The 13,807-nt window shown below is 42.5% G+C and carries 11 protein-coding genes; 3 read left to right on the forward strand and 8 right to left on the reverse strand.

Annotated elements, in window-relative coordinates:
• Nucleotides 1-38: 38 nt before the first annotated feature.
• Nucleotides 39-521 (reverse strand): YajQ family cyclic di-GMP-binding protein, encoded by a 483-nt coding sequence (locus tag I8J31_RS15230; protein WP_199469437.1) that lies wholly within the window; start codon nt 519-521, stop codon nt 39-41.
• An 85-nt stretch (nt 522-606) separates the two neighbouring features.
• Between I8J31_RS15230 and I8J31_RS15235 the strand changes: the two genes are divergently transcribed.
• The gene (locus tag I8J31_RS15235; protein WP_199469438.1) at nt 607-1,554 is read left to right on the forward strand and encodes a ketopantoate reductase family protein; all 948 of its coding nucleotides are present in this window, start codon (nt 607-609) and stop codon (nt 1,552-1,554) included.
• A 27-nt stretch (nt 1,555-1,581) separates the two neighbouring features.
• Here I8J31_RS15235 and I8J31_RS15240 read toward each other — a convergent pair whose 3' ends face one another.
• Both I8J31_RS15240 and I8J31_RS15245 read right to left on the reverse strand, forming a co-directional pair.
• Nucleotides 1,582-2,415, reverse strand: a complete 834-nt coding sequence (locus I8J31_RS15240; protein WP_199469439.1) for a CvfB family protein — start codon at nt 2,413-2,415, stop codon at nt 1,582-1,584.
• Nucleotides 2,416-2,496: 81 nt separating this feature from the next.
• The gene (locus I8J31_RS15245; protein WP_199469440.1) at nt 2,497-3,057 is read right to left on the reverse strand and encodes a DUF1415 domain-containing protein; all 561 of its coding nucleotides are present in this window, start codon (nt 3,055-3,057) and stop codon (nt 2,497-2,499) included.
• A gap of 188 nt (nt 3,058-3,245) precedes the next feature.
• Here I8J31_RS15245 and I8J31_RS15250 point away from each other — a divergent pair, with 188 nt between their 5' ends.
• Complete coding sequence (locus tag I8J31_RS15250; protein ID WP_199469441.1) at nt 3,246-4,448, forward strand: DEAD/DEAH box helicase; 1,203 nt, start codon at nt 3,246-3,248, stop codon at nt 4,446-4,448.
• 90 nt (nt 4,449-4,538) lie between these two features.
• Here I8J31_RS15250 and ribA read toward each other — a convergent pair whose 3' ends face one another.
• On the reverse strand, nt 4,539-5,150 hold the full coding sequence (gene ribA, locus I8J31_RS15255; protein WP_199469442.1) for a GTP cyclohydrolase II: 612 nt from the start codon (nt 5,148-5,150) through the stop codon (nt 4,539-4,541).
• A 90-nt stretch (nt 5,151-5,240) separates the two neighbouring features.
• Nucleotides 5,241-5,714, reverse strand: a complete 474-nt coding sequence (locus I8J31_RS15260) for an Lrp/AsnC family transcriptional regulator (protein WP_199469443.1) — start codon at nt 5,712-5,714, stop codon at nt 5,241-5,243.
• 194 nt (nt 5,715-5,908) lie between these two features.
• On the opposite strand from I8J31_RS15260, the gene leuA reads away from it, so the two are divergent.
• Nucleotides 5,909-7,582: a 2-isopropylmalate synthase gene (gene leuA, locus I8J31_RS15265; protein ID WP_199469444.1), complete on the forward strand. Its 1,674-nt coding sequence runs from the start codon at nt 5,909-5,911 to the stop codon at nt 7,580-7,582.
• Between the two features lie 388 nt (nt 7,583-7,970).
• Here leuA and I8J31_RS15270 read toward each other — a convergent pair whose 3' ends face one another.
• From I8J31_RS15270 to I8J31_RS15280, 3 genes are all read right to left on the reverse strand, one after another.
• The gene (locus I8J31_RS15270) at nt 7,971-8,888 is read right to left on the reverse strand and encodes a GGDEF domain-containing response regulator (RefSeq protein ID WP_199469445.1); all 918 of its coding nucleotides are present in this window, start codon (nt 8,886-8,888) and stop codon (nt 7,971-7,973) included.
• Nucleotides 8,885-13,420 carry a PAS domain S-box protein gene (locus I8J31_RS15275; protein ID WP_199469446.1) on the reverse strand — a complete coding sequence of 1,512 codons (4,536 nt, stop codon included), beginning with the start codon at nt 13,418-13,420 and terminating at the stop codon, nt 8,885-8,887. Before I8J31_RS15275 ends, I8J31_RS15270 begins: the two co-directional genes overlap by 4 nt.
• Nucleotides 13,421-13,554: 134 nt before the next feature.
• Nucleotides 13,555-13,806, reverse strand: a complete 252-nt coding sequence (locus I8J31_RS15280; protein WP_199469447.1) for a hypothetical protein — start codon at nt 13,804-13,806, stop codon at nt 13,555-13,557.
• Between the last annotated feature and the right edge of the window lies 1 nt (nt 13,807).

Below are 13,807 nucleotides of genomic sequence, written 5' to 3' on the forward strand. Positions count from 1 at the left end.
ATAGACGCCACATCAAACTCATGCAGCGCCCCTCTCAGCTAGTCTCTAAAGTTAGTAAACTGCACTGGTTGAGCCAGATCCGCACCGCGTAATAAAGCCATAACTTGCTGCAAGTCATCGCGTTTTTTACCGGTTACACGAAGTTGATCACCCTGAATTTGCGCCTGCACCTTAATCTTACTTCCTTTAATTAACTTAACGATTTTCTTCGCTTCGTCCGTTTCCAAGCCTTCTTTCATTTTGATTGCTTGTGAGGCACGCATATTGCCTTTTTCAACCGCCTCTTTCTCTAAGCTTTTCAAATCGATGCCGCGTTTTACTAACTTCTGATTAAAAATATCAGACATTTGGCGAAGCTGAGGCTCAGCTTCGGCTTCCATGACCACGTTTTTATCTTTCACTTCATAGCTTGCTTTCACACCTTTGAAATCATAACGTGTTGTAATTTCTCTGTTCGCCTGATCAACCGCATTGGTCACTTCGTGCCAGTCGAGTTCTGATACTACGTCAAATGATGGCATTTTTATGCTCCTTGGCATTTTCAACAATGTATTTTGGCGCGATAATAACAGGAATTAAAATAAAACACCTAATGGAAACCTCAACATGAAAAAACCACAATGGCTCATTGTCGGAGCTGGTGCTATTGGCTTATTCTGGGCCTGTAAGCTGCAAAAACTAGGTTATTCAGTCCATTTAGTGTATCGCTCAACGAGCCCTAAGAAAAAAATAACGTTAGAAGCGCTAGCGAATGAAGATGGCCAACAGAAGATCACCTCATCTGAACACAAAATTAAGAGCTTTCTCGCACAGGATCTCAGCAAGCAATACGATAAAGTCCTGCTATGCACAAAAGCCTACGATCTAGTGGACGCCTTTAAGCAAGTATCCGATCACGTCACCGAAGACGCGACTATAGCTTGCTTATGCAATGGAATGGGGGCACAAGCAGCACTGCAAAAGGCTCTAATGCCAAAACAAATCCTATGGGCAGGCACCACTAGCGAAGGCGTATTAAAGATAAATGAAAACCACATAAAACATACAGGGCTAGGCGACACCTACTTTGGTCAGTGGCTAAAAGATACAGAGACCAAAGACTTCCCTCTTGACTCTTTCGTGGTACCCAATATTCATCAGAGGTTAATTGAAAAGCTAGCTGTTAATGCCGCCATCAACCCACTTACGGCGCTATTTTCTATTCATAATGGCGACTTGCTAGAAGAGCAGTTTCACCCATTATTGAATGCCACCTTAACAGAGCTCGCCAGTGTCTTTACAAACCCCAAGTTCATCTACGCCGAGCAAAGTAAACACTTAACCCTAGACAACCTAACCAACCGAGTGAATACGGTTGCGCAGCTCACGCGCTTAAACCGCTCCTCCATGTATGAAGACTTTAGGTTACAACGACCAACCGAGAATGAATTCATCTCCGGTTTCCTTGTGGAGAACAGTCCGGTTGAACTGCCAATTCAGTCTTTACTATACAATGGTATCGACTTCCCCCTACTCAGCGAAGAAATCAAAAAAAAGCTCCTAAGCATGACTTAAGAGCTTTTTTTGATAAGAAAAAAACAACTAAATTTTAGTGATTTTTTCTTTTGTGAGTAGAATTTTTTTATCTTTATATAGGGCACCTAAAGCTTTTTTATAGGTGGCCTTACTGACCTTAAATACCGCGTAAATCGCTTCTGGCGAGGCTTTATCTGTCAATGGTGACTCACCACCATGTGAATCAAGATAATCAAGCACATCATCTAAAATGTTACGCACCTTTTTATAACCAACTTCTTGCAGACTTAAATCAATCTTGCCGTCTTCTCGCATTTGCTTAATAAAGCCCGTCGTTTTCTCGCCTTTACGTAATTGCCTAAACGCATCGTCAAAAAACAACACTCCCCAAAAGCGATTGTCAATGACGCATTTAAAACCTATGTTAGTTTTATCGCCAATAATAATGGACACCTTATCGCCCACTTTATAAGGTGCTTCTTCACGGTTTAATAGAGCATCGACCCTAGTCGTCGCTACAATACGATTGGTTATATTATCCAAATAGATAAATAACAAATGGGTTTCGCCTTCTTCAACGCGGTTTTTTTGCTGACTAAAAGGGACCAATAAATCTTTTGGCAAGCCCCAATCAAAAAAAGCACCCACTTGATTCACCGCAATCGCGGTCAGTGCAGCAAACTCGCCCACCTGCGCCTTTGGCATATCCGTCGTCGCAATCAATTTATCGTCTGAATCTAAATAAATGAATACTTCAACCTCTTGATCAACCCTTAGGTCTTTTGGAACATAACGCTTAGGCAGCAAGACTTCGCCTAATTCATCGGCATCTAGATAGACACCAAAATCTTTTTCTTTAACGACTCTTAAGGTATTTAAGCGACCTATTTGTGTGGTCATAAACTCTCCGAGGGAAGCAATTTTTTTCGAACTATACGCACTTAATTAACAAGCGCAATACTGATATGTTGAAACCATTCGTTAATCCTTGCCTACCTTCATGCAAGAAGCAAAAATAGTCTCAAGTTTAGCTGCACCCTGTTCTTCCATTTTCTCTACATTGCGAACTGGAATCGCTGAGGTATCCCCATAAATCTCAATCGCCTTATCAAGGCTACCCTCTCTTAATAAATGCAACATAGGATAAGGCGATCGGTTGGTATAATTAGAAACATCACCCGGTTCAGCACCAGCAAAGCAATAATCAGGGTGAAAGGTCGCAAGTTGATAAACCCCTTCGCAGCCTTGATCAAACATCAAGTTCTCAGCGACTTCGACAAAATCCAAATAACGAAAAAAATCTTTAAATAAGGTAGGAAAAATCAATAAAGTGGTTTCTGTTTCTGGGTGTTCGTCCAACCACGCAACCTCTGTCATTAATTCTTCTAACGCCACGTCCACTTTTTTGGACCTAAGCACAACAAAACGAACAGACTCGCGTTCTACCTCACGCTTGGCGAACGGACAAACATTTAATTTAATAATAAACTCATTAACCCACTTCATGGTTTGGGTCGTGACCAACTCATCCGATAACTGCATATCCGCCTTCTTTATAATTTTCTCCATTTTAGTGCAAAGCACACACCGGGTCTAACTTATCAAGTCAGCACCCAAGGTTTCGATTTCGAAGCCCTGTAAAACAAGGTATCATATAGCGCATATACGGCCCCACTGAAAACATGACTTAATCTTTGGCTGTACCATTTTCCCCGTAACAGAGAATTTACATGTCATTTGCTGAATTAGATCTGGATTTCACCATAGAAAAAGCCATTAGTGACCTTGGCTTTGAAACCCCGACAGAGATCCAAGAGCAGGCCATCCCAATCGCATTGGACGGCTCAGACTTACTCGCAACAGCGCCAACAGGAACCGGCAAGACCATTGCTTTTTGCGCCCCTGCCATTCAACACATCCTAGACCGTGATGAACAATCAACAACCGCACCTAAAGTACTCATTCTAGCACCAAGCCGTGAACTGGCTCGGCAAATATTTAACGTCGTAGAACAAGTGACTCAACACACTCGCATTCAATCTCACTTGATTATTGGCGGTACGCCCTATGGTATGCAGCAGCAGCAACTAAGCGAACCTTGTGACATATTGATTGCAACTCCTGGCCGGCTTGTGGAACTAGATGAAAAACAATGGCTTGATCTAACCGATGTGTCTTATTTTGTCATTGACGAAGCTGACCGTATGCTGGATATGGGCTTTGTTAATGCTATTAATCACATCGCCAAAGAGCTGCCACAGGAACACCAAACATTAATGTTTTCTGCCACCCTTGAAGGTGAAAAAATGGGCCGCTTTGCTAGCGCCCTACTTAATGATGACCCGCAACAACTTCGGCTTGGCGAATCGGCCCGTACTGTGCCAAACCAAATTCGTCAAATAGCCTACCGAGTGGACAGCGAAGAGCACAAAGAAGCCGTTCTAAAACACCTACTCACCCAAGAACGGGTTCAACAAGCGGTATTATTTGTATCAAACCGAGAGCATGTGGATGTATGGGTACAACGTATTCGCAACATGGGATTGATGTGTGATGGCTTACATGGCGAAATGAAGCAAGGTGACCGTAGCGAGCACATGAAGCAAATGAAACGTGGTCGGTTACAGGTTTTAGTCGCGACCGACGTAGCATCTCGGGGTATCGATCTACCTGAAATAAACACAGTCATTAACCTGCGTCTGCCTCGTAAAGCGGACGCCTATATTCACCGTGCAGGACGCGCCTCTCGTGAAGGAGCTGCAGGTGATTGCATTTCGTTGATCGATATTAACGACCTACCAATGATAGAAAAAATACAACGTTTTATGCAGACAAACATTAAATTTGGCCGCATTGAGGGGCTTGAGCCCAAAACCAAGGCCCGTTCGCCAAGCAGTAAGAAGAAAAAGAAAAGAGCCCCCTCCAAAAAATAACGAAAAATCAGCCTCTGAAAACTAACAAGGCAGCACCTCAATAAAAGATGCTGCCTTTTATGAACCCTATCTCTTGCTTGACCAATATAATTAATCGTCAAACTTCATCGTATGCTGCTTACGATCCGCTTTGGTTTTCAAATATTGACGGTTATGCTGGTTAACATGAACCTTAGTCGGTACTAGCTCAACCACGTCAATGCCGTATTCTATAAGCTGCTGCGCCTTATCTGGATTGTTAGTCAGCAATCTCACCTTGGATACGCCAAGAGACGCTAACATCTTCGCAGCAATACCAAAATCACGACCATCTTCAGGTAAATGCAGCATTTCATTCGCCTGATAAGTATCAAAGCCTTTATCTTGTAACGCATAGGCTTCTAATTTTGCATACAAACCAATTCCACGACCTTCCTGACGCAAGTAGAGAATATACCCTCCTTCCTCATTAATGCGGTCAATCGCTTCGTCAAGCTGTTCTCCGCAATCACAGCGCCCAGACCCAAAAACATCGCCCGTTAAACATTCAGAGTGCAAACGAACCAAAGGGATAGCCCCCTTATTTTTAAGCTGCCTGCCTTCAAAAAATATCCCTATGTGTTCTTTGCCTGAATCATCACCATTGAAGGAAATGAATTCAGCCATCACGTCACCTGCTCTAACAGGTATCATTACTCGACGCTTTACAGTCAAATCACTCATAACTACTTCTCTTAGGGATCTTTCTTATCATAGACCCCATACATTTGGTCAAACCATAAGAATTCAATGCTCTTACCTGTAAATACCACTTTAAATTAAATGGTCTAGCGGCAAAGAGGTTCTATCGATGATTTTTCTTAATAGAAAACTAGAGTGTACGCCCGTCACTCCTGGTATACGTGTCAATCGACCAAGCAAAAATTCATGATAACGCTCCATATCTTCCACTACGACTTCTAATAAGTAGTCTGCCGATTGACCAGTAACCAGATTGCATGACGTCACTTCAGGAAAAGACGCCAAAGATTCTTCAAACACTTCAAACCGATCTGGAATATGGCGGTCCATACTAATCTGAATAAAGGCAGTTAACTTAAGACCAAGTTTTTTTTGATTAAGCAACGTTACCTTACGATCAATAATGCCACTTTCCTCCAACGCCTTAACTCGGCGCAAACAAGGTGAGGCAGATAAACCAACTCGATCTGCCAAGTCTTGATTGGTTAAGCTAGAATCTTGCTGTAATTCATGAAGAATACTTAAATCCATCTTATCAAATTTCATATATAAGACCGTAAATTGTTAAAATTATTAAAATATAGCAATATAATTTCAAATAAAATCATCTTATTGTAAAAAACGCAATCTTTTACCCTAAAAAGTTAGCTATGATAGATACATAGAAGGTCGCCAACCAAGACCTATAATATTAAGCACTGGAGTTTATCGACTCCTCAACATAAGAAAGGGGAAAGATCATGACATCTTTTGACCACACTAAATACGTACCATTTAAGCCGGTTGCCATTGCAAACAGGACTTGGCCAGACCAAGAAATCACCACAGCACCAATTTGGTCTAGTGTTGATTTACGTGATGGCAACCAAGCGCTCGTTGAGCCAATGACTGTGGAACAAAAGAAACAATTTTTCGCCCTACTGGTTGATGTTGGCTTTAAAGAAATCGAGGTTGGCTTTCCTGCCGCCTCTCAATTAGATTTTGATTTCGTGCGCTGGTTGATCGAAGAAGACCAAGTACCTGATGATGTTTATATCCAGGTTTTGACTCAAGCACGTCCTGAATTGATTGCTCGCACCTACGAATCACTAAAAGGTGCAAAGAAAGCCATTGTCCATGTTTATAACTCCACCTCTAAAACTCAGCGAGAACAAGTTTTCCGCCTAGATAAAGAAGGCATTAAAAACATCGCTGTAAAAGGTGCACAATGCGTTAAAGAGCACGCAGAAAAGCACCCTGAGACAGAGTGGGTTTTCCAATACTCTCCAGAAAGCTTTACTGGAACCGAAACAGACTATGCCATTGAAGTCGTTGATGCTGTGGCTGATGTATGGCAACCCACTGCCAACAACAAAATAATTATCAACTTACCTGCGACCGTTGAAGTAGCCACGCCAAACCGCTTTGCGGACCAAATAGAATACTTTTGTCGCAACGTCAAACAGCGTGACAGCATGATCATCAGCTTACACACACACAATGACCGTGGCTGTGGTGTGGCAGCAGCAGAATTAGGCTTAATGGCTGGTGCAGACCGTATCGAAGGTACCTTACTTGGTAATGGTGAACGTACAGGGAACATGGACATAGTGACTATGGCGATGAACATGTACAGTCATGGGGTTGACCCAGAGTTAATGTTGGGCGATATGGATCGCATCATCAGCGTAGTTCAAGCCTGCACCTTGTTACAAGTTCACCCGCGCCACCCTTACGCAGGCGAATTGGTGTTTACGGCTTTCTCTGGCTCTCATCAAGACGCCATCAAAAAATGTTTGGCCAACCAAACCGATGACAAACCTTGGGACGTGGCTTACTTACCCATCGACCCTCGTGATGTTGGACGCAGTTACCAAGAAGTGATTCGCGTTAATAGCCAGTCAGGCAAAGGTGGTGTTGCTTATACCCTAGAACAAGAATACGGCTTAGCTTTACCACGCTGGCTGCAAGTAGAATTCAGCCCAATCGTTCAACAGTTTGCTGAACAAGAAGGTGGCGTAGTCAATGCAAAATCGATGAGAAACTTGTTTGAAAGCAGCTTTATGACAGGCGAAACCCCATACAAACTAGGTAAATACGAACATGTGAAAGATGATGTAGACACGGTACATGCCGAAATAACCAGCACATCAGGCCTTGTCAAAATCAGTGGTACAGGTAATGGCGCCTTGTCTGCGTTTAGCGAAGCATTAGGCAAACACTTTGGCATTCGTGTTGATATCATTCAATACCAAGAACATGCCTTAACCGTAGGCAGTGACTCACAAGCTATCGCCTATGTACAAGCCAATATTAATGGGGATCGTTTCAATGGTGTCGCCATCGACAGCGATATTGTTTCAGCATCCGTTCAAGCACTAGTCGCAACAGTGAATCAAAAAATCACTCAACACAATGAAACGGCTGTTGCATAATAAACATAAACCTTAAGTATAAAAAAACCGAAAATGTGAATTTTCGGTTTTTTATATCTTTTAAATTTCAATAAGAGACCTTTGCACGAGATCGCGAGCAAAGCCAAGACAAGGCAAAAACAGACGAAAAAGCGGACACTTATATGGATGTAAGTGTTAGGGCGACGCATAACCACACGGATGTGGTTAATAGGGCAATGTAGGCGCTATTGCCGAGGATGCCAAAGCCGCGTTTATGGGTTATAAATACTCCGCGCATCCCTGCGCTCCACCCTTCGAGCCAGCTAAAGCTGTTTAAATCTGTTCCCACAGATTTTTGAGCCCTTTGAGTCTATTTTTAACAATGTGTTGGCGCACACAGCAGTCGTGCAAAGGTCTCATTAAAACGCTAGGGATAATAAACCACCTTATCACGGCCAGTCTCTTTTGCTTCATACAACGCTTCATCTGCACGTTTTATAAAAGCCGCCTTTGTCTCTTTTTCACCATGAAAAGTAGTGACTCCGATACTCGCTGTCACTGGTATAGAGACATCATCGTGTATGACCTCTGTATCACCAATAAGATGGCGGTAACGATTACAAATAGCCAACAACTCTTCCGCTTTTGTATTCGCTAAAATGATGCCAAACTCTTCACCGCCAAGCCGACCTATGACGTCATCGTCCCTTAGATTTGACTGAATTCGTGACACCACCTCAACGAGAACAGTATCCCCTGCATCATGACCAAAAGTATCATTAACGTCTTTAAACTTATCCAAATCCATCACAGCACAAGCTAAATGGCTGCCGTATCGCCTCGTACGAGACATTTCTCGCTCTAAAAGAACTTCAAAAGCACGTCGATTGGCAACACCAGTCAAATAATCCGTTGAGGCCTGCTCTTCAAGCGCAATATTGGACTCCACCAAGCGACGCCGCATATCAGCAATTCGTTGCATGGCAAGCATTTTCGCAGACAATATTTTTTGGCTTAATGGCTTAACAAGATAATCATCACCGCCTGCTAAAATACCATCTTCCACATCATCAGCTTCTGCGCTGGCACTCAGAAAGATAACAGGTAACCATTCTTGTTTTTTCTCTTGCTGTATTTTTCGAATGGCTTTAACCGCTTCAAAACCATTCATTTTAGGCATTTGAACATCAATTAAGATAAGATCTAGATCAAGAGAGTGTTCCAGAAATTGCTCAATCGCCTCTTGCCCATTGCCGGCTTCTACCACTCGGTAACCTAATTTAACCAAATGCAGTTTAAGTAATAATCTATCAGTATTGGTATCATCTACAATGAGTACTTTCATAATTCTGCAACCAAAGTTTTAAGTTCCCTTTTTACACCGTGGTACATAGCAATTAAATCACGTAATTGTTCATCCAATTTGGGCACATCTCCTTGACGGCTTTCTTTCTCAAGCTTAGCAGCTGCTTTGGATAATTCCATAGCACCAACATTCTGACTAATAGACTTTAGGCTATGGGAACGAGCAAACACCTCATTTAGATCTACAGACTCTACGCCATCGAGTGACTCAAAATAATTTAAAGCGCTATCAGCATCGGCAAAAAATGCATCAATCAATAAGGGGAAATCACTGCGTAACAAGGCTTTTAATTCATTGAGAACCTGCCTATCAAGTAGTGAAGGTAACTCGCTTGAAGAAGGCTCACTTAAAGTAACAGACTGTACATCCTCCATAACAACCTCTTCAATATTAGCTTCTTTGGTTCTCGTCTCTTTGAGGTCGGCACCATTATGCAATGGCAACCATTTATCCAGAGCATCACTTAACTCCTTATAATTAAAAGGTTTAGGAATTAAGCCATCACCACCCGCCTGCTTCACTTCAACCAAACGTTCAGGCAGCACATCTGCCGTTAAAGCAAAAATAGGGACTCTGTTACCATTCCCTTTCTCTACTTGTCTGCTTTCCGCCTGCCTAATATGTCGCATGGCTGAAATGCCATCCATAACAGGCATATGTAAATCCATGAAAATAATATCAGGGCGATATTTTTCCCACATTTCTATACCAACTTCTCCGTTTTCAGCTTCAACTACCTCAACCCCAAGACGGTTAAGCAATCCACGAGCTACCGCCATGTTGGCAGCCATATCCTCAACCACTAAAGCACGTCCACGAACCACACCAGAACTTAATTTTTCCTCTACATCGCCATGACCAGATTCTGCATAAGAAATTAAATATCCCAAAACAGAGGAAGAAACCGTGGCCACTAAAGCTTCTTTTAATGTTGTGCAATCCATCGGCTTAGCAATGCAAATATTAACCCCTGCTTCAACCAAAACATCCCTAGATAACTGCCCAGAAGAGGAGGTCATTAGTATTGTTGGTCGATAACTAGAATGAGTGACTTCACGTATCAGCCGACACAACATCAAGCCATCTAGATCCGGCATCAAATAATCTAATATCACGATACTGTATGGTTGCCCCTCTGTTATGGCCTGTATAATTCGATCCAAAGCGACTTCAGGGTTTAACTCTGTATCTGCATCAATATCACAGGCAGACAATTGATTTTTTAAAATGGTCAAATTGGTTTCGTTATCGTCAACCACTAAGGTTTTTTGACCTGCTAACGAAGACAAGTCAATCATATTTTCTGCCTCTAAAGGCACATAGCTCTCAGGTAAGTTCAAACGCACCGAAAATACCGATCCCACATCAGGCTCACTGACTAAAGATACCTCACCAGACATTAGGTCGACCAATTGCTTAGTAATAGCCAAACCAAGCCCAGTGCCGCCAAATCTGCGTGTTGTGGAATTGTCCGCCTGTGTAAAGGCATTAAATAAATACGGCTGAACATGGCTTGCGATGCCGACTCCTGTGTCGCTAACCGATAAGTGTAAGGAAACACCTCCTAACGCATCGGTAACCCCCTTAGTCGAAATAACCACTTGCCCCACATGAGTAAACTTAACCGCGTTACTAACCAAATTACTGATAATTTGCTTGATACGAAAAGCATCCCCCACCAGCATACGAGGACAATCATTATCGTATTCAACCAATAAATCGATGCCTTTTTCTTCTGCCCGCACCATCAGTAAGCGGGCCACATCATAAATGACTTTTTCTAAATTAAAATCCACCCGTTCAATGGATAAATGACCCGCTTCAATCTTAGAAAAATCCAAAATTTCATTGATCAATTCCAACAAACCTTCGCCAGAGTCACGAAGCACTTTCAACTGCCCCCTTTGTTCTGAAGAGAGCGCGGAGCCAGACAACAACTCCGCCATACCTAGCACACCATTTAAAGGTGTCCTAATTTCATGGCTCATGGTAGCGAGGAAATTACTTTTTGCCTGACTTGCCGCCACAGCCTGCTCACTCGCTGCTCTCAATACGGCTTCGGTTTCTTTTCGCGCCGTTACATCCATATTAACGCCCACAATATGAGAGGCTCGACCATTTTCGTCATACACAATCACGGCATTAGATTGAAGATAGCGGGTTTGTCCATCCGTTCTCAGAATTCGAAAATCAAGGTCAAGATCAGCAAAGTCAAAGTCTGAATTTTCAATTTCATATTTTGATTTTCCTGCTAACGCCTTTAGCCTCTCACTGCCTTCCGTAATCCAAGCCTTATCTTCCCCAACCCCCTCTTCCCAAGCCTGATAAGGATCACTGTCTTTATTTTTAACCAAACCAAATATACGATACATCCACTCATCCCAGTGCAATGTACCGTCGTATAAATTCCAATCCCAAACACCGATACCTGCCGCATTAGCCGCCATAGATAAACGTAAATTGGTGTCTATCATTTTTTGCTCTACTTTAAGGCGTTCCGTCACATCACGAATATGGCCTATGTAGCCTCCCAAGCCACCATCAGCATTACGAACCATGCTACTCACTGTCTCTGTTTGAAAAGCTCGTCCCTGTTTGTCTCGATAACTGACTCGATAGCGTGCCGACTCATGTTTATGAACAAGACACTCCATCACTAAGCCAGTCTCAGCAAACTCGCCTTCATCGGCATAAAACATTTGCGTTGATTTACCCACAGCTTCGTCAACAGAGTAGCCAAACAAGTCACAAAAAGCGGGATTTACCATTTGAATCTTACGATCCACACTGACTAAAGCAATCGCCTCTGGTGCATCAACGAACAAGGACTCAAACAGTTGCTTTTGTTCTTTTAACTCTTTTTCGGCACTCAACTGCTCTGTTCTGTCCTGGAAGGTGACCACGCCACCCTCGACAACACCTTCCTCAGAATACATAGGAATAGTGATGTATTCAGAAACGAAAGTGGTGCCATTCTTACGATAAAAAGACTCTCCGCGAACATGGTTACTCGCACCAGAAAAGAGCGTTGTATTAACCGGACAATCCTCATAGGCGTAGGAGGTACCATCTATTGGCTTATCCTGATAAAACAACTTATATAAGGTTTGTCCTAATAACTCTTCACTGTCATAACCTGTCATCCTACAAGCAGCGGGATTAACAAAAGTAATCTTGCCGACACTATTTAAACCTATGATCCCTTCGTGAACCGATTCTAAAATCAACCTTTGTTGACGTTCAGCGGCTTTTAAAGATACCTCCCATCTATGACGAGTAATTTCATTACCCACCCACTGGGAAAGCAACTTCATTAGTTCATCGTCATCATCACCAAAAGGCTGGCCTTTGGGATTAGGACTTGAAAAATTGAGTGTTCCCCAACGCTCCCCGTCAACATAAACAACAACACCAATATAAGCCTCTAAGCCAAAGCTTTTATAACAAGGATGATCACAAATTTCACTGAGCGCAGTATGATAATAAGAAGTCGGAGTATCGCTTTTTAGTGTATGTACACAATAGGTATCCTCTAACCCAAAGGTAGCTCCAGCCTCAACCTCACCATTCGGCGTGTGGCAGTATTCCACACGATAAACATTGTCTTTAATGGAACTAATCAAACCAATGGGTAAGCCGAATTGCTCGACACCAACCAATAGAATTTTCTGTAATTTTTCATCTAAACTAAGGGCATTATCCGCCGTCACCTGATGTAATCGACTTAAGGTTTGTACAGTCCTACGACTGGAAGTAACGTCCTGAACACAACCAAAAATACCATTGACCTTGCCGTCTGAAAAACGAGGAATATAAGAAGACTCTAGGTAGCGAATTTCATCATTCAAACCCAGCTTTATAGGATAGCCAAATTGGACACTCTCCCCTGCTAACACCGACTTCAACTTTTGTTCAATCAGTTCAAAAGCAACAGGATTGATCAGATCACTAACATACATGCCTATAATGTCTTCTTTCGGCAAAGAATAACGCTTCTCATAGCTGTTATTAACAAACTCGTAACGCAACTCTTCATTCATCACAGAAACAAGCAAAGGAAGATTGTCTGTTAGCTTCAAAAGGTCATCACGTTCCGAACATAAATTTTGATAGCTCTTCGCATCCGGCCCAGGAAAAGGTAGTACAGAAAACATACTGACAAGTGAAGATACATGCTGCTCCAGCTCTCCTTCTTCCTGCTGATAAGATCGCTCATCCACAAAAAACAGGCTCGCCTTCCCGCCGCCAACAAATTGAACGGGCTCAACAATAAAACAAGCAAGTTTAGGAGACACAGACAGAGAAGAAAGACCAGCGAGGAGTTGAGAGAAATCGAAGTAGCGAGCGCTAGACAATGAGCTCGTTTGCCACAATTGTAATGCAAACTTCTCAAGGTCAAAATCGTGAATTGAACCTGAAGTCACGACACGGCTATCATCAAAAATCAGACCGGCACATGACACACCTAAAAGCGACCTAGCGACTTTTAAAGACGCTTCAAATTCATTCATGTATTCCCCTCTTTAAGTACAAGCGCTAAAAGTTTGGCTCTTAAAGCTTAAAGCGTAGCAAAAAACAAAACCAAGACCGGAATAAATGCTCCGTTCTTGATTATAAATCAAAAGCTAAAGTGAAGAGTTGAATGTTAAGGCAACAGTTTATCGATCAATACACAGTCTTTAGTTTCATTACGGCTCCCCTTTACCTTATCAAGAATTTTTTGGGCAACTTCTTTCTGGCGTTGAGAGACATATTTAGAATCGACTGTCTTTTGAACATTTTTTAAATAGGTATTCAATTTAGGGGTACAGTAATCGTCTACCGCCAACACGTTAGAAGAGGTAAGCACAACACAAGACGCAATAGCGAAAGAAAAAAACGAAGCCTTAAATGGCATA

Source organism: Marinomonas transparens (assembly GCF_016463975.1).
GTDB classification, from domain to species: Bacteria; Pseudomonadota; Gammaproteobacteria; order Pseudomonadales; family Marinomonadaceae; genus Marinomonas; species Marinomonas transparens.